Source organism: Pedobacter sp. Leaf216 (assembly GCF_001421515.1).
Taxonomy (GTDB): Bacteria; Bacteroidota; Bacteroidia; order Sphingobacteriales; family Sphingobacteriaceae; genus Pedobacter.
The window spans coordinates 1-25,316 of record NZ_LMKM01000002.1 but is presented as its reverse complement, the minus strand read 5'-3'; the positions used below and the strand labels follow the sequence as shown (position 1 = coordinate 25,316).

At 36.9% G+C, this 25,316-nt stretch carries 20 protein-coding genes; 8 read left to right on the top strand and 12 right to left on the bottom strand.

Annotation, left to right across the window (positions count from 1 at the left end):
- Position 1: 1 nt before the first annotated feature.
- The 4 genes from ASE74_RS01245 (at position 2) to ASE74_RS01230 (ending at position 5,452) form a co-directional block, all read left to right on the top strand.
- On the top strand, positions 2-1,198 hold the full coding sequence (locus ASE74_RS01245; RefSeq protein ID WP_235525981.1) for a multiheme c-type cytochrome: 1,197 nt from the start codon (positions 2-4) through the stop codon (positions 1,196-1,198).
- 97 nt (positions 1,199-1,295) lie between these two features.
- The gene (locus ASE74_RS01240; RefSeq protein WP_055903153.1) at positions 1,296-3,620 is read left to right on the top strand and encodes a TonB-dependent receptor; all 2,325 of its coding nucleotides are present in this window, start codon (positions 1,296-1,298) and stop codon (positions 3,618-3,620) included.
- A gap of 4 nt (positions 3,621-3,624) precedes the next feature.
- Positions 3,625-4,434 (top strand): DUF4249 domain-containing protein, encoded by an 810-nt coding sequence (locus ASE74_RS01235; protein WP_055903151.1) that lies wholly within the window; start codon positions 3,625-3,627, stop codon positions 4,432-4,434.
- Between the two features lie 61 nt (positions 4,435-4,495).
- Positions 4,496-5,452 (top strand): D-glycerate dehydrogenase, encoded by a 957-nt coding sequence (locus ASE74_RS01230; protein WP_055903149.1) that lies wholly within the window; start codon positions 4,496-4,498, stop codon positions 5,450-5,452.
- A 511-nt stretch (positions 5,453-5,963) separates the two neighbouring features.
- On the opposite strand, the gene ASE74_RS01225 is transcribed toward ASE74_RS01230, so the two are convergent.
- Positions 5,964-8,690, bottom strand: a complete 2,727-nt coding sequence (locus ASE74_RS01225) for an Ig-like domain-containing protein (protein WP_055903147.1) — start codon at positions 8,688-8,690, stop codon at positions 5,964-5,966.
- Between the two features lie 414 nt (positions 8,691-9,104).
- Positions 9,105-9,737, bottom strand: a complete 633-nt coding sequence (locus ASE74_RS01220) for an NAD(P)H-dependent oxidoreductase (protein ID WP_055903146.1) — start codon at positions 9,735-9,737, stop codon at positions 9,105-9,107.
- A gap of 216 nt (positions 9,738-9,953) precedes the next feature.
- Here ASE74_RS01220 and ASE74_RS01215 point away from each other — a divergent pair, with 216 nt between their 5' ends.
- Positions 9,954-10,181, top strand: coding sequence for a hypothetical protein (locus tag ASE74_RS01215; RefSeq protein WP_055903144.1), 228 nt, complete (start codon positions 9,954-9,956; stop codon positions 10,179-10,181).
- Between the two features lie 703 nt (positions 10,182-10,884).
- Here the strand turns inward: ASE74_RS01215 and ASE74_RS01205 are convergent.
- The 4 genes from ASE74_RS01205 to mutL all read right to left on the bottom strand — a co-directional run bounded on the left by ASE74_RS01205 (position 10,885) and on the right by mutL (position 15,580).
- Positions 10,885-11,997, bottom strand: a complete 1,113-nt coding sequence (locus ASE74_RS01205) for an endonuclease/exonuclease/phosphatase family protein (protein ID WP_055903139.1) — start codon at positions 11,995-11,997, stop codon at positions 10,885-10,887.
- On the bottom strand, positions 11,997-12,851 hold the full coding sequence (locus tag ASE74_RS01200; RefSeq protein ID WP_055903138.1) for a rhomboid family intramembrane serine protease: 855 nt from the start codon (positions 12,849-12,851) through the stop codon (positions 11,997-11,999). Before ASE74_RS01200 ends, ASE74_RS01205 begins: the two co-directional genes overlap by 1 nt.
- Positions 12,844-13,575: a rhomboid family intramembrane serine protease gene (locus ASE74_RS01195; protein ID WP_055903135.1), complete on the bottom strand. Its 732-nt coding sequence runs from the start codon at positions 13,573-13,575 to the stop codon at positions 12,844-12,846. Before ASE74_RS01195 ends, ASE74_RS01200 begins: the two co-directional genes overlap by 8 nt.
- Before the next feature lie 166 nt (positions 13,576-13,741).
- Positions 13,742-15,580: a DNA mismatch repair endonuclease MutL gene (gene mutL, locus ASE74_RS01190; RefSeq protein ID WP_055903134.1), complete on the bottom strand. Its 1,839-nt coding sequence runs from the start codon at positions 15,578-15,580 to the stop codon at positions 13,742-13,744.
- Between the two features lie 1,140 nt (positions 15,581-16,720).
- Here mutL and ASE74_RS01185 point away from each other — a divergent pair.
- The 3 genes from ASE74_RS01185 to ASE74_RS01175 are packed head-to-tail and all read left to right on the top strand — an operon-like array spanning position 16,721 to position 20,735.
- Positions 16,721-18,355 carry an amidohydrolase gene (locus tag ASE74_RS01185; RefSeq protein WP_055903131.1) on the top strand — a complete coding sequence of 545 codons (1,635 nt, stop codon included), beginning with the start codon at positions 16,721-16,723 and terminating at the stop codon, positions 18,353-18,355.
- Positions 18,342-20,159, top strand: coding sequence for a serine hydrolase (locus tag ASE74_RS01180; protein ID WP_055903129.1), 1,818 nt, complete (start codon positions 18,342-18,344; stop codon positions 20,157-20,159). The genes ASE74_RS01185 and ASE74_RS01180 overlap by 14 nt, the downstream gene beginning before the upstream one ends.
- 54 nt (positions 20,160-20,213) lie before the next feature.
- Positions 20,214-20,735: a hypothetical protein gene (locus ASE74_RS01175; RefSeq protein WP_055903128.1), complete on the top strand. Its 522-nt coding sequence runs from the start codon at positions 20,214-20,216 to the stop codon at positions 20,733-20,735.
- A gap of 66 nt (positions 20,736-20,801) precedes the next feature.
- On the opposite strand, the gene ASE74_RS01170 is transcribed toward ASE74_RS01175, so the two are convergent.
- From ASE74_RS01170 to ASE74_RS01145, 6 genes are all read right to left on the bottom strand, one after another.
- On the bottom strand, positions 20,802-21,464 hold the full coding sequence (locus ASE74_RS01170; RefSeq protein WP_157255309.1) for a hypothetical protein: 663 nt from the start codon (positions 21,462-21,464) through the stop codon (positions 20,802-20,804).
- A gap of 271 nt (positions 21,465-21,735) precedes the next feature.
- Positions 21,736-22,158, bottom strand: a complete 423-nt coding sequence (locus ASE74_RS01165) for a hypothetical protein (protein ID WP_157255308.1) — start codon at positions 22,156-22,158, stop codon at positions 21,736-21,738.
- A gap of 10 nt (positions 22,159-22,168) precedes the next feature.
- Positions 22,169-22,954 carry a hypothetical protein gene (locus ASE74_RS01160; protein WP_055903122.1) on the bottom strand — a complete coding sequence of 262 codons (786 nt, stop codon included), beginning with the start codon at positions 22,952-22,954 and terminating at the stop codon, positions 22,169-22,171.
- Positions 22,955-23,206: 252 nt separating this feature from the next.
- On the bottom strand, positions 23,207-23,515 hold the full coding sequence (locus ASE74_RS01155; RefSeq protein ID WP_055903120.1) for a hypothetical protein: 309 nt from the start codon (positions 23,513-23,515) through the stop codon (positions 23,207-23,209).
- Between the two features lie 69 nt (positions 23,516-23,584).
- Positions 23,585-24,172, bottom strand: a complete 588-nt coding sequence (locus tag ASE74_RS01150; protein WP_055903118.1) for a Crp/Fnr family transcriptional regulator — start codon at positions 24,170-24,172, stop codon at positions 23,585-23,587.
- 144 nt (positions 24,173-24,316) lie between these two features.
- A complete protein-coding gene (locus ASE74_RS01145; protein WP_055903116.1) occupies positions 24,317-25,162 on the bottom strand; it encodes a hypothetical protein in 846 nt (281 codons plus the stop codon).
- Between the last annotated feature and the right edge of the window lie 154 nt (positions 25,163-25,316).

Here is a 25,316-nt window from a genome sequence, read left to right as displayed (position 1 = left end):
AGTGAAAGGCGCGAAACGTATCCTGTTTATTTTAGGGGCTCTTGCTGTTGTAATCCTAATCCTTTCGCGATGTATGAATGCTGCTGATAAATTACCACCTGATATTAGGGGCGAAGCCTATGCCGGAGCAGCTACATGCGTAAAATGCCATAAAGATTTAGCGCAGTCTTTTGCGCATAATGCACATGTTTTAACATCTAAACCCGTTGTTGATGCTGCCTTATTGAAAATTTTTTCACCCGATTCTAACCGCTTTTTATTTGATGAACATCAAAAAGTAGTTATAGAGAAAAGAGATAGTGGCATTTTTCAGGTAGCTTATCAGAATAACAAAGCAGTACGTGCCCAAAAATTTGATATTCAATTCGGATCTGGCGAAAAAGCGTATACCTATGGTTATTGGATTGGGAATAAGTTATACGAATTACCTTTATCTTATTTCTCTGCTATCCAGAACTGGGCCATTAGTCCGGGCTTTCCTAAAAATACATTTTACTACGATAGGGCAATTACAAGCCGCTGTTTGGAGTGCCATGCCTCTTATGTAGATGTAAAAATCAAGCAGGAATCTGCTTTTTCCAAAGAAGAACAAATGGAAAAAGGATCTGTAATTTATGGAATAGATTGTGAGCGTTGCCACGGCCCGGGTAAACAACATGTGGTATTTCATATGGAAAACCCGGAAGAAAAGACGGCAAAATTCATCAGCATTTTTAAAACACTTTCCCGCAAGCAAAAAATGGATGTTTGCGGAGTATGCCATTCAGGCAATACTTTGGTAGCACAACGATCGGTATTTGTTTTTAAACCTGGTGATGACCTGGATGCCTATTATTCGCAGGATTTTGTTGGATTTGGTGGTGGCGGTATCGATGTACATGGTAACCAGAGTGCCATGTTAAAGGGGAGTAACTGTTATCAGAAAAGTGAAACCATGACCTGCCAATCGTGCCACAGCACACACGAAAATATTAAAGGCAATTTGGCCATTTATTCTCAACGTTGCATCAACTGCCATCAAACAACCCGGCATAGCCAGGCTACCCTTGCAAAAGGATCACTCACCAGCAATTGCATCGATTGCCATATGCCCAAAGAATCATCAAAATTAATCAGTTTTCAGCAGGCTGGTAAAGATCATTTAAGTGCTTATATGTTGCGCTCACACCATATTGCAATTTATCCCGTTATAAAGTAAATAAACCCGTTTGTATGAAGAAATTGCCCATTATCTGTTAAAAGGGCTTGGAATTCGTACATTTGGTTTCGACCTTATAAATTAGATAGTAGCCAATATGCTCATAAAACACTACTTAGCGTTATTTTTTCTCGTCCTCATCACATCTGCTACTTTTGCTCAAAATAAATTTACCCTCAGTGGTACCATCCGTGATGCCAGCTCAGGCGAAACGCTTATTGGAGCAACGGTAAAAATTATTGGAGCATCTACAGCAGCAACCCTAACCAATAATTACGGGTATTTTGCCTTAACCCAACCAGAAGGAACTTATACTGTTACAGTAAGTTATACAGGCTATACAGCCATTGTTAAAACCATTGATTTAAATAAAGATACCAAGCTTAACGAAGAATTAAAAAGTGCAATCGATTTGGCCGAGGTAACGGTAAATGCAAATAACCGTAAAAATGAAAATGTTAAAAGTGCACAAATGGGGCTGGAGCGGATTGATATGAAGTCGCTAAATTCCATTCCCGTATTATTGGGCGAAAAGGATATTTTAAAAACCATTCAGCTGCTGCCTGGTGTAAAATCAGGCGGCGAGGGCAATACCGGATTTTATGTACGTGGTGGTGCTGCCGATCAGAATTTAATTATTTTGGATGAAGCAGTGGTTTACAATTCCTCGCACTTGCTTGGCTTTTTTTCAACCTTTAATGCTGATGCAATTAAAGATGTAAGCTTGTACAAAGGCGGTATGCCGGCACAGTATGGTGGTCGTTTATCATCTGTTTTAGATGTAAAAATGGATGATGGCAACAATAAGGAATTTAAATTTCAGGGCGGGATCGGATTAATTGCCTCGCGCATAAAGGCAGAAGGACCGATTGTTAAAGATAGGGGTTCTTTTATGGTGAGTTTCCGCAGAACGTATATCGACTTGTTTTTGAGGTCGTCGCCCGATTCGTCTGTAAATGGCAGTACCTTAAATTTTTATGATATCAATGCCAAGGCGAATTATAAAATCAATGATAAAAATACCATTTATATTTCCGGCTATTTTGGCAAGGATAACATTGGTGTTAAAGATCTGTTCGAAAACAATTGGGGCAATGTAACCACCACCATCAGGTTAAATCATATTTTTAGCGACCGTTTATTTTCCAATACATCATTAATTTATAATAACTACAATTATACCGTAAGGTTGTTAAACGATGCCACTAACTTTAAAGCAACCTCATTGGTCAGGGATTTTAACTTTAAAGAAGATTTTCAGTATTTCAGCAATAAACACACCTTAAGATTTGGTATAAATGCCACACAACACCGCATTTCGCCTATAGATATTGATAGCGATGAAGCTTCGCAGGTTAATTCACTTACACAAGAAAGGCGTTACGGTATAGAATCTGCTGCTTACATTTCAGATGAATGGGCGGTAAACGAACATTTAAACTTTTTATATGGTGTGCGCCTGGCTGCTTTTTCTTTAATGGGCCCAGGTAATTTTAGTACCTACGATGCAGATGGAAATACCCTATCGACCGAAAATGTAGCCAAAGGAAAATTCCATAAAAACTACTTTAACCTCGAGCCCCGTTTTTCGGTAAGTTATCTCTTTAATGAAGAAAATTCAATCAAAGCTTCTTATAACCGCAATACGCAAAATGTACACATTTTAACCAATGCAACATCAAGCTCACCAACCGATCAATATGTTTTAAGCAGTACGAATATAAAGCCCGAAATTGCCGATCAGGTTGCTTTGGGTTATTTTAAAAATATTCAGGATAACAATTATGAGCTTTCGGGTGAGATTTACTATAAATGGCTTCAAAACCAGATTGATTACAAAAATGCAGCAGAATTGTTGGCCAATTCGAATGTAGAATCCGAACTTTTATACGGAGTAGGCAGGGCTTATGGCCTGGAGCTGTTTTTTAAAAAGAAATTTGGAAAACTGAACGGTTGGGTAGGTTATACCTTATCACGTACCGAACGTAAGTTTACTGAACTTAATAATGGTAATTATTTTCCGGCAAGGCAGGATAGGACCCATGATATTTCAGTAGTGGGTATTTACAACATGACTAAACGCTGGACTTTCTCTTCAAGTTTTATATACAGCACCGGTAATGCAGTTACCTATCCCGCAGGTAAATACAGCATTGGTGGCCAAATGGCCTATTATTATACCGAAAGAAATGCAGGCCGTATGCCTTATAACATGCGTTTGGATGTTAGTGCAACTTTAGAAGGCAAACCGGGTAAAAAATATCAATCGAGCTGGAATTTTGGTATTTATAATGTTTTGGCCAGAAAAAACCCTTATTCCATTGAGTTTATTACCGATCCGGATAATCCGGGTAAAACGGCTGCCCAGCAAACTTCATTGTTTGGCCTTATTCCTTCAATTACCTGGAACTTTAAATTTTAAGCGCATGAAAAAACTGATTATATATTTTTCGCTGTTTACCTTATGTTTAACATCTTGCAAGAAAATTATCTCTATTGATACCGAAAATGCCGATCCACAGATTGTTATCGAAGGCAAGATTAATGATCAACTGATCGATCAGCAGATTAAGATCAGCAAAACCATCGGCTATACAGAAGCAAACGTTTTTCCAAAAGTTTCGGGGGCAAGTGTTACCGTAACGGATAGTAAAGGGAATAATTATGTTTTTAAAGAAGGTGCAATAGCCGGTACTTACATCAACAGGATGCGGGGAGTTCCAGGGGTTACCTACAATTTAAATGTTACTTCAGAAGGACAAACTTATACTGCAAGTTCGAAAATGCCGAACGTGGTAAAAGTGGATTCTATTGGAGTGATTAAGAACTTTTTCTTTGGCAGGGAACGTAAAACTGCCGCAGTATTTTTGAAAGATCCGGTTAACGAAACCAATTTTTATCACTTTAACCTTTATGTAAATGATATTTTATCAGAACGTTTTTACGTTAATAACGATCGTTTAACAAATGGGAATGAACTTAGAATTCAATTGTTTTTTAAACCGCCAACTAATGATCATGATAGCGACGAGCTAAATTCTAACGATAAGATAAAGATAGAAATGGAATGTATTGATACCAACATTTTCGATTATTGGTATGCGCTGAGTCAGCAATCTAACCGTGGGCCAAACCAGGGCACTACACCAGCCAATCCAACTTCAAACATTTCCAATAATGCACTGGGCTATTTTAGCGCCAATACCTATCAGGTATTAACAGCAACAGTTAAATAATTGCGTGTTCAGTAATTATAATTGATTAAAACACCCAGGATTTTTTACTGTTAATTAAAATATGAAAGTATTTATAAGTGGCAATATTGCTTCAGTTGGCATACAGGAACTGGAAGAAAACAACATTTCGATTACCCAATGGAAAGAAAACAGGCAGATTACAGCCGAAGAACTTATAAAAGCCTGCCAGGATCAGGATGGATTGATCAGTGTAGGGCCGAATAAAATTAATGCCGAATTTCTTGAAGCCTGCAGTCACTTAAAAGTTATCGCTTTACACTCTGTTGGTTACGATCAGGTTGATGTAGCGGCTGCGAAACGATTAAATATTCCAATTGGCAATACTCCGGGTGTTTTAAGCGGTGCCACTGCAGATACAGCTTTTTTATTAATGCTTGCCGCATCGCGAAAGGCTTTTTACGCCCACAAAAAAATTATTAATGGTGAATGGAAAAACTATGAGCCAACTCCCGAATTGGGGATTGAAATAAATGGCAAAACCCTTGGTGTTTTTGGCTTAGGGAAAATTGGTTTGGAAATGGCCAAAAAATGCATCGGTGCCTATCAAATGCAGGTAATTTACCACAACCGCTCGCGTAACGAAGAAGCTGAAAAAGAAATCGGTGCCACGTATGTTTCGTTTGAAGAACTTTTGGCTCAAAGTGATGTGCTTTCTATCCACACCGCACTCACACCAGAAACTAAAGATAAATTTACCCTTGATGTTTTTAAACAGATGAAACCCAATTCAATTTTCATTAATACAGCAAGGGGCGGCATACATAACGAAAAGGATTTGATTAAGGCACTTGAAGAAAAAATAATTTGGGGAGCAGGTTTGGATGTAACCAATCCGGAGCCAATGGATAAAAATAATCCATTACTGGCAATGGAAAGTGTTGCAGTATTACCACATATTGGTTCGGCCACTGAAGAAACAAGGGCAGCCATGGCGCAGATTATTGTAAAGAATGTTTTAGCTGGTTTAAAAGGAGAAAAGTTACCTTATGAGGTATGAGTGGGGGATGAATAGAGTTGTTGTTGGTTGATGGGTAATGGGTAATGGTTGATGGTTAATGGTTAATAGTCCATGGTATAATGGCCAGGCTTCATCATTTGCATAAACTAAATTGGTTAATAGTCCATGGTATAATGGCCAGGGTTCATCAACTGTATAAATTAAATTGGTTAATAGTCAATGGTATATGGCTAGGGTTGATTAATTGCGTATACCAAATTTGTTAATGGTCTAAGCTATAGTAGCCAGGAATCAGTTTAGTAGCATAATAATGGCCAGGGCCTATAAATTATCCCATACCAAATTGGTAGCTATTCCTCTGGGTTGATAGCCCTAGCTATTAACTATCGACTATCAACCATCGACTATAAGCTATACTACTTAACACAAATAATCTAAGGTATAATGGCCAGGGTTCATCAACTGCATCTACAAAATTGATAACTTATTCCTCTCGGTTAATAACCTTAGCTATTAACTATTAACTATCAACCATCGACTATAAGCTATACTACTTAACAAGATACTTAAATACCGATCTTCCTAAATTTCCGTTCGCATCAATACCTTCAATAATTACTTTGTACTGGCCTTTACCATCTGCATTATAATATTCGAAAGAAGCATTACCAGTTGCATCGGTTACAACTTTAGGGTTCCAATATATGGTGGTTCTTAAATCGTTTCGGTTCATACTCGCCGGAACATCGTATTTTGGAGAATAAAACTGTTTCTCTTTGTTATAACCTTGTGGTGAAAAAGTAAGCTCGTAATATTTCGGAAGCATATCCATCAATTGGGCTTTCGAAATTTTGGTTCCTTTAGGTGCTTTCTTCTGGTTAAATACAATTACACCATTTACGTTATTTGCTCGGTTTACCAAACCCAAATCATCTCTCAGGAAAACCTCAACAGATTCAAGCTGGTTAGCATCTAAGGTGTTAATCTGGTTAACATCCACATTCATACCGTTGATGAAAATACCCATCGGCACTTTTTTACCCTGGTTGTAATCTCTGCTTACATAAAAGTTATTATCAGCAAAGGTTACGCCAGCAAGCATGCCCTGTAAACAGTTTATTAATAAACCACAACCTTTTAAACGGTCGCCACTAATTTCATGATCAGCTATTTGGCTCAGTCCGCTTAATGCAGGGTAATCCTTATGGCTAACCTTTGGTACAACAGCCGCTTTAATGTTTACATCTTTTAAAGTGTGTAAATAGGCATATTGTCTTTTGCTGTTATCCAGGTAATTGGTTAAAGCACTGTCGATATTTAAAACTTCTTCAGCGGCACTAAAATTTCTTGTTAATGATGGAATCGGTGCGCCATTTAAGCTCAAAGTCATGTTTTTATAATTCACATTATACTTCGCTGTAATGGTAACTTTAGAAGAATCGTTAAATACCAGGTTCTGAAATTTAAAATTGCCAACAGGATCGGTGGTGCTTTCCAAATTAAAACGTTTATCGGGTATGGTTAACAATAAAGCGCCCTTTCTAACCGGAATGCCATTATTTTGACGTAAAATACCCGAAATTTCAATGCCTTGTTCAGGCAAAAAGTCGATTTTAGGCAATTTATTGGCAACAATATCTGTGTATTTAAAGCTGCGGTATCCCTGGGTAAGGAGCAGTACATCCAAATCAGCATTTTTCTTTGCATCGGGGGCATTAAAATAGTAGTTGGCCTTTTCAATGTAGCCTTTAACATCGCTGCTTAACAACAAGCCTGTTAATATGGTACTGGTTGCATCTTCACTCGATGGAACTTTGGTTTCATCTACAACAGCTACCGAGAAACTGCCTTCTACGGGGGCACCATCCTTTTTGGCAGCTACATTTATCTTCACTTTTTTCTTAACGCCATAAGTAGTAGCAGCACTGGTTAGGATTACTGCCATGGTGTTTTTGTGTTGAACAAATGCCAGTCTTTCGCTCAATGGCTTGCCAAATTCATTGAATAAAGTAAACTGGGCAATTCCATTAGGGAATTTAGATTTAAGTACAGTGGTATTATATTCCTTGTTTGATAACGCAGTTTGTGCTCCATAACATATAACACCCTTACTTTGTGCAATCAGATAGAACTTTTTGCCTTGGTTTTGTTCAAAAAAAGCATCATTGGCCGCAATTTTTATAGCTACATTATCGGCATTGCTGTTATCGATGTTTATGGCAATACCATTGGCTGTAACTGCAGGTAAGTTATAATTTTGTGTGGTACCATCGGCATAAGTAACTGCGGCTTTATAAGTTTTGCCTGCCTCGGCAAGTAAATTAAAACTGCCCATACCTAAATGCTGAGCCGTAAAAGTTGCCGCTGTTTTACCATCGCTATCGGTAATGGTTCCTTTTGAGCTGATGCCCAAACCATCACTTTTAATGGCCTTAAACGCTACCTTATTGGTTAAACCTGAAATTATACTTCCACCCTCTGGAAAAAATTGAAAATCTTTGCTTAAAATGGCATTTTTAAGTTGAAAGCTACTGTTGGCTACATCTTTATCAGTAGTGTTGATGCTGGTAATTAACTCGCCTTTTTGCAATTGATATTCTGCCTTTTGCGCATTGCTCATAGCAATGGTTAAATAACCGTTTGCATCTGTTGTGCCCCTGCCTTTTGCAATTACCGTATAACTGGTAACCACCTGCCATGTTACACTTTTATTTGCATAAGGTTTATTGTTGGCATCTTTAAACTGAACCCTTGCATCAATTTTTTCAAGTTTATCAGTAGATGTATTTTTATACGTAATATGCGTTTTTACTTCCTTATCAATGGCTTCCCCTACATAAAATGTTTTGTTAAAGTAAGCAGGATCTTCACTATTAAGCATCCACAAGGTATAGGCCCTGATGTGGTAATTGCCTTGCTTGTAATTTACCTGATCTAAAGGGAAACTACCATAAGCGAAACCACCAGTTATAGGTAATTTTAAGGTTTGAATAAGGGAATCTTTCTGATTAATTACATCAACATAAATGATTTTACTGATGCCGGATAAAAAATTCTGATTTTCGGTAACATAAGCTTTAAACCAAACAGTATCGGCCACAGCATAATAAGGTTTATCAAAATGGAGATAAATTTTTTCAGCCGGATAATCGCTTAAAACTTTATTGGTTTTGCTGATCAGTGAATTTATACTTATGGTATCGGTTTGTGCCGAAGATGAAAAACTTAATGTGGATAAAAGTGACAGTATAACAAACGATAATCTAAAAATCTTCATGATTGGATATTAAATGCTAAGCCCGTAAATATATCCAATTATAAATAGAGCACATAAAATGTAGTGATGTTTAACATTTTTTTACAAATAATTGGTTCATTCCCTGCATACCATCCTCCTGAACTTGTTTCATGATTTAATACGAGATTGTTTTTGGTTAACTGATTAATCGTTTAAATCGGTTAACTGACTGCAAATTCCAGGTAAGTTTGATGGTCAATGGTACTTCGTTTAATATCGACTTCGTTTGTAACGGGGATAGGAGCGTTGCGATTTTATGATCATAAGAAAGCTTTTTGATTAGTGTATCCACATTGTAAATGTAATTCTCGTTGCAAACCACGACTATATTACTGCTATTAAACAAAACAGGCCACTAAATAGCGGCCTGTTTTTAAATTATAATGGGTTTGCCTATTTAAACTCAATTAAGAATTCTTCTTTTGGTGAACGTACCTTTTTAAGGTTTGCCAACCAATCTCCTGCTTCGTCTCTGTAACCTAATGGCAATAAGGTTACGCTTTTTAAACCTTTTTTATCTAAACCTAAAAGTTCGTCTAAAGCTGGTCCGTTAAAGCCTTCCATTGGGGTAGCATCAACTTTTAAAACCGCTGCTTCTGCAATAGCAATCCCAAAACCAATATAAGCCTGGCGCGCAGCATGGTTAAAGTTTTCTTCAGCAGATTTAGCTAAAAGCATTCCTTTTAACTGTGCTTTGTAAGCATCAGTAGTATCTAAAGGTAAGCCCCGCTCAGCATTCATTCTGTTAAAAACTTCATCAATTCCTTCTTCAGTATAGTTTTCGATTGCGGCGAAAATCAACAAATGAGAAGAATCGATTACCTGCGATTGGTTATATGCAATCGGTGCAATTTTCTCTTTTAATTCCTGATTGGTTACCACAATAACTTTAAAAGGCTGTAAACCTGATGATGTTGGTGCCAAATGTGCTGCAGCAATGATTTTATCAACCTTTTCTTGTTCTACCGGTTTACCGTTCATTTTTTTAACGGCATAACGCCAGTTTAGGGCATCTATTAAACTCATATTTTTGAAGATTTTTTTTAAATTTATAAGGCAAATATGAACATAAGCCTCAAACCTATTGTTGATGTATGGTAAGAAAAAAAAATAGCTAGTAATTTGGTCGACTTTTTCATGCTTGATTAATGCCATGATTCGTGTTACCACCTTACCATAGTTTATTTGCCTGCTGTATTAGCCCTTGAAATAAAAGCATATTATTATTTATTGAGTTAGTAAATGAGCGGCTTGTGGTTCTTGGCGGTTTGCAGTCCCGCCATTCGCTATAGTCCGGATGAAGAATCCGGTGCTGCCGCTTCTGTCGGGTTTAGGTTCTTGGCGGTTTGCAGTCCCGCCATTCGCTATAGTCCGGATGAAGAATCCGGTGCTGCCGCTTCTGTCGGGTTTAGGAACAATGGTTCTGCACCCTACAACCTCACAAATAGAATACTAACGTTGGCCATTTAGCCCCGGTTGAAGCGTTACCCTGCAGCAATGAGGTACGAGGAAGTGAAGCGTAAAAGCGCAGAACGGGAAGAAATTTATGTTTTGTATAGGCTTTGCGCTCCAAATTAAATTGATAGTTTTTAATTAGTAAATGAGCGGCTTGTGGTTCTTGGCGGTTTGCAGTCCCGCCATTCGCTATAGTCCGGATGAAGAATCCGGTGCTGCCGCTTCTGTCGGGTTTAGTTTAGAAATCCAGATAAAAAGTAGAGTGATTATTCTAGATATTTTTTACTTGAAATTTGCTTTTGTTTCATTTGGTTTGGAGCTTAATTCTGCGCATTGATACCTTTTCGGAAAGTAAATGAGCGGCTTGTGGTTCTTGGCGGTTTGCAGTCCCGCCATTCGCTATAGTCCGGATGAAGAATCCGGTGCTGCCGCTTCTGTCGGGTTTAGGAACAATGGTTCTGCACCCTGCAACCTCACAAATGGAATACTAATGTCGGCCATCTAGCCCCGGTTGAAGCGTTACTCTGCAGCAATGAGGTACGAGGAAGCGAAGCGTAAAAGCGCAAAACGGGAAGAAATTTAGTGTTTTGCATAGGCTTTGCGCTCCAAAAGAAATTGATAGTTTTTTAATCAGTAAATGAGCGGCTTGTGGTTGTTTATCCTATCGGTTGGTGTCTCACCGACCGAAATAAGCCTATCAATTTTGTTTTGCAATTGTTTACGGTACAAACCTCAAATCACTGCGTACAGGAAAATGATCAGATAACTTAGCTTGAGTAATTTTGTAATTGAGCACCTCTAAATCTTTTGATGTGGCAATATAATCGATCTGAAAATTAGGGAATTTGCCATTGTATGTTTTGCCAAATCCGTTGCCTTTTTTTATAAAACTATTGTTTAGTCCGGTAGTAATTTGTGTAACTACATAAGAAGCAGGGGTATCATTAAAATCGCCAGCAATAAGGTATGGGGTTTTACAGGTGGCCATTTCCTTTTTCATGATGTCTACCTGACCGCTGCGTTTTAAAAATGCACTTTTTAACATCCTCAAAATCCGCTTCGAAGGTTGCAATTCCGTATTCATTTCTTTCATCTTGTCCAGGTATTCGTAATCCTGTTTTTCGAAAGATATAGACTGAAAATGTACGTTATAAATTCTTAATGTTTTTCCTTTAATGTTCAGATCTGCATAAATACTCATATTTCCGGGGAAACCTTCAACGAAAGGAATTTTACCCGAATCTTTAATTGGGTATTTAGAAAAAATGGCTAAACCAGTGGCTTCGTAATCATTTTTATTGGTGGGCACAAAGTAGTAATATTTTGTATTCAACAATACTTTTAAACTATCAACAGTATCGAAAGCACCTTTATAACGGGTAAAAAATTCCTGAAAACAGATGATATCCGGATTTTGATCTTTCACCACCTGGAGCATTTTCTCCTTTACCGATTCGGTATTGTCTTCGCCATATAGTTTAAAGCTATGCACATTGTAAGTCATCATTCTGATGCTGTTTTCGGCTTTTTCTGAAAGGCCTTCATCACCACCAACGGCAAAGGTAGCTTTTAAAGTTTTGGCACCGATAGCGATAACCAAAACAGTGGCAATAGCAAAAAGCCATTTTTTGCTTAAAAACCACCAAACCAAAAAGATAATATTAATGAATAATACAAAAGGGTAGGCCAAACCAAAAAAAGCAATCAAAGCATGTTTTCTTGGATCCATATTTCCTGCAAGTACACCCAAAAGCAAGGCAATCGCCAGTAAAACGGCAACGGGTAAAAGGAGTTTATCCAGGAAACTGTATTTCTTCTTCTTTGTGGCCATTAATCTTTGCTTGCCTTAAATAGTTTTTCTTTTTCCATTGCCGTTAGTTTATCATATCCTGAAGTAGATATTTTATCTAAAATGGCATCAATTTCCTGTTGAGAAACGCCGCCTTTAAATTCGGGTTTTTTAACGGGTTTTTCATTGCGGACTACTTTTAATTTTGGCTTCCTTTCAAAAATTTTGCTCCAGTCGCTTCCATTCTGTAAACGCTTAATAAAAACAAAACCCAATAGTGCACCACCAATATGGGCTAAACTACCTCCTGCATTTACAGAACCGATTGAAATCAAATCAAGCACAAAATATACAATGGCAATCCATTTTATCTTTACTTCACCAAAGAAAAGCAACATAATTGTATAATTGGGAACCAAAGTTGCTGTTGCAAAAATAATGGCCATTACTGCTGCAGATGCACCTACAATGGTTACACCTTCTAAACCATTTGCGTAAAGCGGAAATATATTTAATGCAGCAACAGCAAATAAACCACCGAAAATACCACCTGCCAGGTATACGAAATGAAACTGGCGGCTTTTTAGGAAATTCATAAATATATTACCAAACCAAAATAAACCCAGCATATTAAACAGGATGTGAAGAATCCCATCATGAATAAACATGTAGGTGAGTACCGTGTAAAAACGTTCCGGTAATTTAGAAATACTTGCGGGTAAACCCACATATTCCTTAACAAACGGACTAATCAAATCTCCTTTGCCACTTAGCAAGCTCAATACACTAATAACAGCAATTGCTAAAAACAATATTACATTAACTCCAATGTAAAAGAACAATGGATTGCCAGATTGAAAAACCTTGTATTTTAAATCTTTGAAAGTATTATTCATAAAGGGTATAAAATGTATCGTTTTTATCTTTCCATATTTTAACAAGGATAAAGCCAATTAAAGCTCCACCAAGGTGGGCGTAATGCGCAATAGAATCGCCTTCAAACTGCGCAACACCTAAAGATAACTCCACTAAAATATAAATTGGGATAATATATTTGGCTTTAACCGGTACCGGAATAAACATAATATACAATTCAGCATTAGGATAAAGCATGCCAAAAGCAACCAATAAACCAAAAATGGCACCCGATGCACCAACCATGCCACCAAAGTAAATACTGCGTAGTGTAATGGCCTGGGCCATTGAAAGCTGACTTGTGTTAAACTCGCCCCGAAATAAAGCGGTTAGATCGATTTTTCCGTTATTGGTAACGCTACCGATTATCTGATGTACCTCATAAGCCTGTACCGCCCATTGCAATGCAAGTGCACCTAAACCGGTGATGAAGTAAAAAATAATAAATTTTTTTCCGCCCCATCTCGTTTCTAATAAGCTGCCAAAAGAATATAGCGCAAACATATTAAAAAATATATGTGCTATACCGCCATGCATAAACATATAGGTAATGGGTTGCCAAAACCTAAATTTTGGAGAATCAAAATAAAAAACCCCTAATAGATCATCCAAATGGAGATTAGTAAGCAAAAAAGTAGCAGCAAAAAATAGAACGTTAATGATCAGCAAGTTCTTTACTACTGGTGGAATATATATGTTATTCATTTAAATTTTAAAATTGATTAATCGGTTAATTGTTCAGTCGTGGTTAATTGTTTAAACAGGTTAATCGGTTAATTTTTCAAATTGGTTAGTCGGTACTAAACGCCTAACACCAAACGCTGAGCCTGATAAATTGTTTAAATTGATTAATCGACTCCAAATTCAACACCTAACTCTTCTCAAACTTCTTATCCAATTCGGCCAAAGTTATGGTTTGGATAATCGGTTTACCGCTTACGCTAAAGTTAGGGGTTTTGCAGGCAAAAAGCTCATCAATCAAGGTATTCATTTCCTCCTGCCCGAGGCTTGTACCTGCTTTAATGGCACTGTTTTTTGCTAAACTCCGGGCAAGACTATCACGTTTGCTCAATTTTAGTTCCTGTTGCGAGTTTTTAAAGCCCTCAATCAACTGTTCAAATAATTGGGTTTCGTTAATATTGCTGCTGCCTAAATCAACAGGAACACCCTCTACTACCAACGTATTTTTCCCAAATTCTCGTACATCAAAACCCAAACTTTTTATATCATCCAATAAACTTTTTGCCAGTTCAAAATCGTTGGCATTAAGTGTAATGGTTTGTGGAAACAAGCTCTGCTGTGATGCTCCTTTGCGATCATCCAGATGTACGAGAAAACGCTCGTAAAGGATCCGCTCATGTGCCATTTGTTGGTCGATAACCATCAAACCCGATTTTATTTGTGAAACAATATAGCGGTTATGCAACTGCATATATTGTTTTTGTTTGGTTTCTAAAACGCTTTCATCCGCATAAATAGAAGTTTGCTCTACAACAGGTTGTGCGGTGATATCATAAAGGGAGCCCCAGTTTTTGGCGCTGGGTTTTGCATCATAATTTCGGGGTGATGTAGCGTAACCCGAGGTAGAACTGCTATCGCTGGCGAACGGGTTAAAATCAGGATTAAAATTTATACTCGGCGGTACTATATCTTCAACCGCTTTGTGAGTAATCATATTGCTAAAACCTGTTTCCTGGTCAAAATCTAAGGTTGGCGAAATATTGTAACGGCCAATTGAACGTTTTACCGCCGATTTCATAATGGCATAAATGGATTTTTCATCCAGATATTTTATCTCCGTTTTTGTAGGATGTACATTTACATCAATTTTTGAAGGATCAATCTCGATAAACAACACATATAGCGGATAACTGTCATCGGGCAACAATTCTTCAAAAGCAGAACTTACTGCGTGGTTTAAATAGGGGTCTTTTATAAAACGGTTGTTAACAAAAAAGAACTGTTCTCCCCTGGTTTTTTTTGCAAAAGCAGGTTTGCCAATATATCCTTTTAGGTTTATAATGGTCGTTTCTTCTTCAACGGGCACTAAACGTTCGTTGTAATTGTTGCCAAAAAGGTGAACAATCCGCTGTTTCAAATTGCCTTTTGGCAGATTAAATATTTCCACACCATCGTGATGCAAACTAAAAAACACATTTGGATGTGCCAATGCAACCCTTTGAAATTCATCCAGGATGTGGCGCATTTCTACCGGGTTACTTTTAAGAAAATTCCTTCGGGCGGGTGTATTGAAAAATAAGTTTTTAATCGAAATCTGAGTTCCGGGAGAGGTTGCTACCGGTTCCTGGTTGGTAACCTGGGCACCTTCAATAGAAATACAGGTGCCAATTTCATCTTCATGCCTGCGGGTTTTCATTTCTACCTGCGCAATTGCTGCGATAGAAGCCATGGCCTCGCCACGGAAACCCATTGTGCGTATGGCAAATAAATCTTCCGCCTTTTTAACTTTAGAAGTGGCGTGGCGTTCAAAGCACATTCTGGCATCGGTAACGCTCATGCCGCAGCCATTATCAATAATCTGAATCAGTGCCTTTCCCGCATCTTTTACTACAAGTTGAATTTTGTCTGCGCCGGCATCTATTGAGTTTTCGAGCAATTCTTTAACCGCAGAAGCAGGTCGTTGAACAACTTCCCCAGCAGCAATTTGATTGGCAACGGCATCAGGCAATAAGTGAATAATATCAGTCATGTATTAAGGCAAAGTGAATTCGCTAAATTATGCAAAATAAGCTTAAAGAACCGGATTTGTTTAAAACTCAACAGATAAATGACTGTAGGTAAATAGAATGAATTGCTTAGCAAGCTGTTTTATTTAGATTGTTATCCTGTAGCAAGACTCAATTAATTTTAAAGGATGAAAATATTTTCTATGCACCGTTAATCAATTAACAGTACGAAAATTCGTCCTCCTGAACTTGTTTCAGGATCTATTAAAATATTATTGAAATAGGCAGGATACGAAAATGATTTGTATTGTTCTGTGGCGACACAAACTACGGATTAAGTGCATTATAGAATCAAAATCTGTCGAAGATTCGTCCTCCTGAACCTGTTTCAGGATCTATTAAAAATTATTAAAATTGGCAGGATACAGAAATGATAAGTACTGATCTATGGCGACACAGACCAAAGATTAAGTGCATCATAGAATCAAAATCTGTCGAAGATTCGTCCTCCTGAACTTGTTTCAGGATCTATTAAAATATTATTTAATTGGCAGGATACAGAAATGATTTGCACTGATGTGTGGCGATACAGAATACGGATTAAGTGCATTATAGAATCAAAATCTGTCGAAGATTCGTCCTCCTGAACTTGTTTCAGGATCTATTAAAAATTTTTGAAATTGGCAGGATACAGAAATGATAAGTGCTGATCTATGGCAATACAGACTACGGATTAAGTACATCATAAAATCAAAATCTGTGTTTATCCGTGTCTATCTGTGGTTAAAAATATCCTATTAGATGAGTCTCCATTATGATTAACGAAAATCAATTAACAGTTTAAAGAAGATTCGTCCTCCTGAACTTGTTTCAGGATCTATTAAAAAATTATTGAAATAGGCAGGGTACAGAAATAATTTGTACTGATTTGCCGCTACACAGACCATGGAGATTACATCACAATTTAAATCTGTGTTTATCCGTGTCTATATGTGGTTAAAAATATTGCTGAGAAATCTTAACAGAAGCCTAAAGCTATAAATTAAACTATGCACGAGCCAATAATCCGTCACTTCCGTGTTTCCGTGGCAAACTATTTCACAATCTCTCTGTAAAACCGAATTTACAAAAGCAAATGCATTCAATTTTCTATCTTTATCGATATGAAAACCACTTTATACAGTCTCTTTCTGGCTTTACTATTCACTTCTTGTACTAAAAAAGAAGAAGTTGATGTAATCGTTTACAATGCTAAAGTATATACCGTAAATAGCGATTTCGATACAGTTGAAGCCTTTGCGGTAAATAACGGGAAGATATTGTTATTGGGTAGCAGCGATGAAATTAAAGGGAAATACAAGGGAAGAGAAGAAATTAATGCCGAAGGTAAAGCAGTTTATCCTGGTTTTATTGATGCACATGCGCACTTTTATGGTTACGGACAAAGTTTACAAACCGCCGATTTACGAGAAACAAAATCTTGGGAAGAAGTCATCAGTCGCTTAACTGATTTCGCTAAAACACATCCTGAAGGCTGGCTAATTGGTAACGGTTGGGATCAGAACGATTGGGATGACAAAGCTTTTCCTACAAATGATAAACTTACAGCACTTTTTCCCGGTCGCCAGGTGTTTCTAAACCGTATCGATGGTCATGCCGCAATTGCCAACCAAAAAGCACTGGATGATGCAGGCATCAAAGGCTCACAGAAACTGGTAGGTGGCGATATGCTAACGCAAAATGGAAAGTTAACAGGTGTTTTAATCGATAATGCAGTAGGCTTGGTAGAGCGTAAAATTCCTTCGCCAAATGCTAAACAGGCGGAGAAAATATTTGTTGATGCACAAAAAAATTGTTTCGCTGCAGGCCTAACCACCATTGATGATTGCGGTTTAAGTTACCTGGCAGTAGAGTTTATTGAAAAACTTCAGAAAGAGAAAAAGCTTAAAATGAGGCTTTATGTAATGCTATCTGATGAACCTGATAATTATAAATACCTATTTAGTCGCGGCCCGATAAAAACCGACAGGCTAAATGTCCGTTCATTTAAAGTTTATGCCGATGGTGCATTAGGATCCCGCGGGGCATGTTTGTTGCATCCATATAGCGATATGCCCGGTAAAACAGGTTTTCTGCTCAGCAATCAAAAGCACTTCGAAGAAGTGGCCGAAAAAATTGCAGCAAACCACTTTCAAATGTGTACCCATGCCATAGGCGATTCGGCCAACAGGGTAATCCTGAATATTTACAATAAAATTTTAAAAGGTAAAAACGATCAGCGGTGGCGGATTGAGCATGCACAAATGGTAAATAAAAACGACTTTAATCTTTTCGGGAAAGCAAACATTGTACCTTCTGTGCAACCTACACATGCTACTTCTGATATGTATTGGGCCGGACAGCGTTTAGGTGCCGAAAGGTTGAAAAGTGCTTATGCCTACAAACAATTATTGAAGCAGAACGGTTGGATTCCTTTAGGTACCGATTTTCCGGTCGAAAACATTAATCCATTATTAACGTTTTATGCAGCAACGGTGAGAGAAGATGCAAAAGGTTTTCCAAAAGGAGGTTTTCAGATGGAAAATGCTTTAGCACCAGAGGAAGCTTTACGCGGAATGACGATTTGGGCGGCAAAAGCTAATTTCGAAGAACAAGAAAAAGGAAGTCTGGAAGAAGGTAAACTAGCAGACTTTGTAATTCTTGATCAGGACATTTTAAAATCAACACCACAAAACATATTAAAAACCAAAGTTTTAAAAACCTATCTGAACGGAGAAAAAGTATATGAAGCGAAATAGATTGTATATCCTGGCTGTAGCAACCTGCTGCAATGTTTTATGTTTAATGGCCTGCGCACAGGAGCATACAGCGAATGAGAAAAAACTCACCCTTGCCAATGCCATATCTGGTACAACTGTATTGTTGAATAACCAGGATGCAATTATCCCTGTAAAATCTCTCGATAAAAAAAATATTGCTGCTGTAAGTTTGAGCTTCGCATATAGTTCAGTATTTGATAGTTTGGCCAATAAATACGATAAAATCACCTCGTTTTCTGCCGATTCTTATAAGGATAGTGTAAACCTGAACGATTTAGAAGATGACCTTAAATATTTTAATACCATTTTAATTACAATCGACGACCAGAACATAAATAAGCCTAAATACATCAATTTTATTAACAGCATCAGCAAAAATAAACAGGTTATCATTTCCTTTTTTGGCAACGGACCAGGTTTAAAATCTTTTGATCTGATAAAATCGCCAGTCGTGTGGACGGCTCAAAACAATGCTGATGCGGCGGCAATTGTTCCACAATATATTTTTGGAGGTATAGCCGCTGTAAACAAGTTAACCACTGCGTACTCTGCGCGTTATACCATGGGCTCTGGTTATGTAACCACTGCTACGCGATTGAAATATACCGTACCAGAAGATGCTGGCTTAAACTCAAATAATTTAAAAGAAATTGATGCTATTGCTTCAGAAGCAATCAGTCAGAAAGCTACCCCAGGGCTGGTGGTTTTAGTGGCTAAAGATGGAAAAGTAATTTTTAACAAGGCCTATGGTACACATACCTATGATACCAATGTACCAGATAAAGTAACTGATATTTTCGATCTGGCTTCGGTTACAAAGGTAACAGCTACCACACCAGCGGTAATGCGTTTGTTTGAAGAAGGTAAATTAAAACTCGACACCAATATTGGTGCTTACATTCCAAAAGCGCGTACCACACCAATGAGCAATATCCAGGTGCGTGAAGTAATGTTGCACCAGGCGGGCTTTATCCCTTACATTCCTTTTCATGATTATGTGAAAACTGGCGATTACAGCAGAGATTCATCAGCAGCTTTCCCTACCAAAGTGGCTGATAACTATTATATTAAAAAAGGCTTTTTTAAGGATTTTATGTGGCCTAAAATGCTTAATTCTCCTATAAGAACGCGGGGCAAATATGTATACAGCGACATCAGTATGTATGTGATGAAAGATATTGTTGAGCACATTAGCGAAGAGCCTTTAAATCAGTATGCTTACGAAAATTTCTACAAACCCCTGGGGATGCAGACTGCAGGGTTTTTGCCACGTAACCGTTTTAAGCCAGAACAGATTATCCCGACAGAAGATGACAAGTATTTCAGAAAAACGTTATTAGTTGGCTACGTTCATGATCAGGGCGCGGCATTAGCTGGTGGCGTATCCGGACATGCGGGTTTGTTTGCCAGTGCCAACGATCTTGCCATCATATATCAGATGCTTTTAAACCGTGGCAGTTATGGAGGAGTGGAGTATTTTAAAAATACAACAGTTGATATGTTTACTTCAAAACAATCGAATGTGAGCAGGAGAGGCTTAGGTTTCGACCGCTGGGATCCTGATAGTACCAAACACTATCCGTCAGAACTGGCTTCACCACAAACCTATGGCCATACAGGGTACACCGGAACCTGTGTTTGGGTAGATCCATCGCGTGGGTTGGTGTATGTATTTTTATCTAACCGTGTTAACCCCACCGTTACCGATAAATTATCTAATTTAAAGATTAGGGGAAGAATACAGGATGTGGTTAATAAAGCGATTGATGAATCAAAGAAATAACTGATGTTAATCAGCTTTTATACCTAAATTGGCTGTACCTAAGAAATAACAATTATGAAATGGATTAAATCATTTGTTTTTTTATTGCCTTTATTAGCAATAGCATCAGTATCAAAGGCACAACAGATCAAAGATGGCGAAACTGTAAACCTTAATGGAATCGCAGTTACGTACTCGGTGGTAAATAAAGAAAAATTAACCATTAAGGATCAGGATTTCGACCGTTACAAGGTTTTGGCTTCAGTTAAAAACAATACAGGCAAATCTTTAAATATCCGTTTGTCAAATTCAATGGACTTGTCTGGAATTAGCAGTTCAAAAATTGTTGAATTGGATTGTATTAATGCAACCGGAGCAAGGTTAACCTCCAAAAAGGTTCAGGTGAGTATGAAAAGTCATTTAATAAATGTTACTTATCCTACGAGAGATAAAGACGGAAAAACAACAACAGCTATATTGCCGGTTACAGCAGGTTATTACCTCGACGAAGGGCAAACGATAGAAAATGATGCCATTTTTATTGTACCGGCCGGCGAAACACCAAAAGTTTCTGTAAGGAGTTTACTAAAGAATTAAAACTAAGAGTTGTCAACTTTTATAGCCAATTTGCTAGAAAGTTGACAGCTCTTCATTAAATTAGTTTTAATTCCAAATGCCGTTTTCTCTTTGTTTCTTCAAAATGTCAATCATAACCTCCCGAAAATATTGAGGATCATTTTCTAAAATTTCTTTGAGTAAGGGATTTTTATCCTTTAACGCATTTAGATGTTTATTCACTTTATCATTTTGCATCGAATTGCTGCATAACGACCATTTTGCACTAGAGCCGGCAAGAAATAAATTTAAGTCGCTTCTGTTTTCTGCATAGGGTATATGTGATATAATATTATCGAGATATTTTGTGTTGCCCGTTGCAAAGAATGAAGACCAGTACATGTCATTTAATGATGCTGTTAATTTGGTTTGCGAATAAAGCGTATCAATATTTAAGGAGAATAGAGAAATAAATAATTGCTTAAATTCTGGTTTTTGTACACGATTGATGTTTAGCGTGAAATTTTTCTTTAATGTTTCATTGCTAATAAATGCCGCACCAAAGAAACCAGTTAAAATGGGGCTCAGCTTATTATAATTACCTGGTGTATTATTTACAAAATCGATGGCTTTTTCAACAATGTCTTTATCTTGAAATAGATAGTAGGTTTGCAGTATTTGCCCAAAATTTCTATTGGTATTTTGTGCGTGAGCATTTTTAGCAGGCAATAATGCTATTGCTAAAAGAAAAATAATTAATAACTTTTTCATGTTTGATTTAATTTTTGGAAGGTAGGTAGTTATGTGTCGGCCCGGGTACTCCTCTGGAATGCCTATATACGTAGTTAGAACAAGGAGTAATATCAAAAGAAGTTGAATAATTCGCTTGTAAGTAAATGTGAAAATCATTTTACTAATTTTTAGTTCGATAGAGCATTTAATGTTATATGTAACCGATTTTGATGGAATATTCAATTTGAAAATATTTAATAAATCTAAATGCCTCCCGCTGATAATAAAAACTCTTAAACCAGATGTTTCCCTATGGGCTTTTTTGTAAAGTACTAGCATCTAAATTTTTAAAATTCTTTATAATTAATATAACAGAACTTATTACAAAAACTAAAAACGGATATATAAACCAAGGTTGTATTTTATCATAGTGACGAAGCACTCCACACATATATACTCCAGTACAGCATAGAATTATAAAAGAAACTAGTAATGGATAACGATTTTTATATCTTCTTGATAATAATATGATCAAAATAGAAGCAATTGTAGAAATGCCAACAAGACCTAATGACCAGGAAATTTCTATGTTTTTATAGTGGATATAATTGAGTAAATCACTTACAAACTGATACATACAAAGCCCAATCCCGGCAAAAGTTGGAATACCATGTTCTCCTAGTCCGTTAATGAGCAGAAAAGAAATGATTGATAAAATTTTTAAGTATCTCATAGTATTTAAATTAATTACAAGTTCTTTGAGTTTTTGGGGCTTTTCCATTCATACTTGTTGCATATGGCTTAGTTATATCATATATATTATCTGGAGTGCAAATTCCTGTCATGTCTGTTACCCCCATTATTTTTAGCACTTCTAATACAAAATTAGCACAGTTATTATTGGTTAAAATATAATTACTAGATGAGAATTTGATAATCGTATCAATGATCTTTTGTAGTTTTTCAGCAGAAATATCTCCATAATTGGTAGCTGAATTATATGCGTGCTCTCCATTGTCACCCATGATTCCAGGTCCTGAAACAGTGCTAGGAAAGCTTTCCTTAGGGTAAAACCCCAAAACCATTGTATTAGATCCCTGTTTAATTGATATAAATGCATGTCCAGGAAACGAAGTCGCTATCTTTTCTGCGTAAATAGTTAAACTTGCAGGCTTGCTTTTGTCAAAACAGCTAAGGTATTTTATAATGTCTGTTATTGGTATTTCAGGAGGAGGGGGCATAGTCATTTTGGTCGTGATAGAGCCGTTTCCATTGTTATGAGGGTCATCTATTAGTTTTGGATAATAGGTGCCTGGATCTCCATAGCTGCCGCCACCTATACACATACTTACATAGGTATAACCAGTTATTGCATAGGTACATTCCGTATACGCATTTGTGCCCACACAACTTACAGCGTATTCAGGTATACCAGTTAAGCAAGGATCTGACGACTCTTTTAATAATTTACCGCGATCAAAGTTGTTTTTTCCAATTTGAGAAAGCTTATCAAAATTCGAATTGATCATTGCTGTTTCACTGCTTGCCGTAATTGGGTTATAGATTTTGCCATTGACATACTTCCACCCATTAGCAAAACTTCCATCAATGTTATAATATAAAACTAGGCCTGTAAGATTTTGGTAAAATTTGTATTTTATAGATTTGGGGTCGTTGCCAGTTCTTTCATCAATTATTGATAAATAACTTCCATAAAGGAATTTATTGGTTTTTTTATCTTTGAATATCAGTAATCGAATATTGTTTTTTTTTATGAATTTTTATTCACTCCCCTTTTCCAAAATTATGGTGGATTGAAAAATTTGTTCAGAATTATTTAGGCTTATCTCATACACTTCTTGGTCTGGTTGGTTATTAACTAAAGTAGATTCCCAATTAGGGGTCATTGTTTTAAATCTATTGAATTTTTGATCAACTGAATTTATTTGAAACCAATCTTTAAGTCTTGTGATTTCATGGTTAGAAACTTTTTCGTTTGTATCCAAGTCTTTCTTGCAGGATCCATTAAATATTAAACAAAAGAATACAATTATTAAGGTAAGATTGGGGAATTTAGATTTGTTTTTCATAGGTTTCTTTTAGATAAACAAATCTATATGCTCAGGACGATATGACTTTTGATAAAAGTCAAAAACGGCTTACTTTCTAATCCGGCTCAGCGTCTCCTGGGAGATACCCAAATACGAGGCAATGTGACCCAAAGAAACACGCTGAAAAAGCTGTGGATTACGCTTAAACAATTGTTCGTAACGCTCTTTTGCACTCAACATTCGTAGTTCATTGGCCTGTACTTCGTTACGGATGTAATAATATTCTGTGAGTTTTCGGCCGATATAATTGAACTCCATAAACTTAAGGTACAGTTCATCAAGTTTTTCTCTTTTTACCACTATAAGAGTTGTGTCTTCTAAAGTTTCAATATACTCGAAGCTGGGTTGTCCGGTGAAGAAACCATAAACAGAAATCAGCAATTCGTTTTCGAATAAAAACCAGGTGTTGGTTTGTTTGCCATCTTTATCAAGATAATACACCCTCGCGCCACCTGAAACAATAAAATAGATGGTATTACTGTTTTCTCCTGCGCTTAATAGTGTGGTTTTTTTATCGACTTTAGCAATATGGCTGTTCTTAATGATAGCCGATTTTAATTCCTCACTAAGTGGATGAATGGCATTGAAAACAGAAAATAAATTTTGATAATCTTCTAAATAATCCTCTTGTAGCATATTTCTTTTTTAAATGGACGCTATCATTAAATATGGGATTATTCAAATGTAATATTTATATGTCTATGATGTAAGTTTAAATTAACATTATTGATTTAAATAACTGTCAATTTGATAACTAAATGGCTCTAAAGCTGACAACTATCAGCTATGATTAATCTCTAACTTATAAATCACCGTTTTAAGTTCATCTGTATCGCGATCTTCACACAATAGAAATGTTGCTTGGTGTTCATTTTGACTGTGCAAGGTAATTCCTTCAAACTTATGATTTCCGGTAATTTTATTGATAAAATTTAACTTTAAAGTTTCAAAATTAATACTCCCAATAAAACTGCCTAAAATATCACCATCCGCATAGGTCGATTTGCTATTCTCTGCCGTGGCAATAAAAAATATATCATTTTTTAGCAATAACGCATCCGTAAAAGAAGATTCTACATCATTGATATTAGGAAGTTTAAAGCTGTTGAAGGTGGCATGCAATGTGTTTTCTAAATCTTTTTCCCCGATCTTAAAAATGCCGTTTTTTCCGTCTGTTCCGTTACCGCGGTTAAATAATAACCATTTGTTGCCGGTAAAAATTGCACCTTCGAGGTTAAAATTCTGAGCATCTATTTTGGCTATAGATTGTAAGTGAGTATAAGTTTTTGATAGGTTTTTTTGAAAAATCTTTTGTGTTTTCAGGTCAAATTCAATCATTAGGTTTCTTTTAGGTGTTGAAGCAGAACCTAAAATGTATAATTTATCGCCGTGCTGACAAAGGATTTCGAAATCGGGTTTTAAGGGCTTAGGTATATTCTCGAGTTGTGAAAGCGCTGGATCAAATAAAATCTGAATCTTCCGTAATGCTTTGGTTTTAATATTATATTCATTGATATAGCCACTATTATCCCCAATAATGTACAATAAATCTTTATGAAGAAATAGGCCAGAAGCAGAGCCAATACCATCAATTTCTGCAAAAACCGTTAAACGTGTAGAATACATATTTCAAAATAACAAAAAAGCACCGGTTTTAGCCGATGCTTTTAATCTTTCGTGCGCCGGGCATGGCAATCGACTATAGGGTTCAAGTCCCGAACACGCTTAGCAGTAGGAAGTGTTAGCTCGAGACAAGGGTGTCGTGGGTGACTGCGCTGCG

Bases quoted from the DNA above. Each gene is read 5' to 3' on its own strand.
- ASE74_RS01240 (WP_055903153.1), top strand. From the start codon at position 1,296: ATGCTCATAAAACACTACTTAGCGTTATTTTTTCTCGTCCTCATCACA.
- ASE74_RS01235 (WP_055903151.1), top strand. From the start codon at position 3,625: ATGAAAAAACTGATTATATATTTTTCGCTGTTTACCTTATGTTTAACA.
- ASE74_RS01230 (WP_055903149.1), top strand. From the start codon at position 4,496: ATGAAAGTATTTATAAGTGGCAATATTGCTTCAGTTGGCATACAGGAA.
- ASE74_RS01225 (WP_055903147.1), bottom strand. From the start codon at position 8,690: ATGAAGATTTTTAGATTATCGTTTGTTATACTGTCACTTTTATCCACA.
- ASE74_RS01220 (WP_055903146.1), bottom strand. From the start codon at position 9,737: ATGAGTTTAATAGATGCCCTAAACTGGCGTTATGCCGTTAAAAAAATG.
- ASE74_RS01215 (WP_055903144.1), top strand. From the start codon at position 9,954: ATGAGCGGCTTGTGGTTCTTGGCGGTTTGCAGTCCCGCCATTCGCTAT.
- ASE74_RS01205 (WP_055903139.1), bottom strand. From the start codon at position 11,997: ATGGCCACAAAGAAGAAGAAATACAGTTTCCTGGATAAACTCCTTTTA.
- ASE74_RS01200 (WP_055903138.1), bottom strand. From the start codon at position 12,851: ATGAATAATACTTTCAAAGATTTAAAATACAAGGTTTTTCAATCTGGC.
- ASE74_RS01195 (WP_055903135.1), bottom strand. From the start codon at position 13,575: ATGAATAACATATATATTCCACCAGTAGTAAAGAACTTGCTGATCATT.
- mutL (WP_055903134.1), bottom strand. From the start codon at position 15,580: ATGACTGATATTATTCACTTATTGCCTGATGCCGTTGCCAATCAAATT.
- ASE74_RS01185 (WP_055903131.1), top strand. From the start codon at position 16,721: ATGAAAACCACTTTATACAGTCTCTTTCTGGCTTTACTATTCACTTCT.
- ASE74_RS01180 (WP_055903129.1), top strand. From the start codon at position 18,342: ATGAAGCGAAATAGATTGTATATCCTGGCTGTAGCAACCTGCTGCAAT.
- ASE74_RS01175 (WP_055903128.1), top strand. From the start codon at position 20,214: ATGAAATGGATTAAATCATTTGTTTTTTTATTGCCTTTATTAGCAATA.
- ASE74_RS01170 (WP_157255309.1), bottom strand. From the start codon at position 21,464: ATGAAAAAGTTATTAATTATTTTTCTTTTAGCAATAGCATTATTGCCT.
- ASE74_RS01165 (WP_157255308.1), bottom strand. From the start codon at position 22,158: ATGAGATACTTAAAAATTTTATCAATCATTTCTTTTCTGCTCATTAAC.
- ASE74_RS01160 (WP_055903122.1), bottom strand. From the start codon at position 22,954: ATGATCAATTCGAATTTTGATAAGCTTTCTCAAATTGGAAAAAACAAC.
- ASE74_RS01155 (WP_055903120.1), bottom strand. From the start codon at position 23,515: ATGAAAAACAAATCTAAATTCCCCAATCTTACCTTAATAATTGTATTC.
- ASE74_RS01150 (WP_055903118.1), bottom strand. From the start codon at position 24,172: ATGCTACAAGAGGATTATTTAGAAGATTATCAAAATTTATTTTCTGTT.
- ASE74_RS01145 (WP_055903116.1), bottom strand. From the start codon at position 25,162: ATGTATTCTACACGTTTAACGGTTTTTGCAGAAATTGATGGTATTGGC.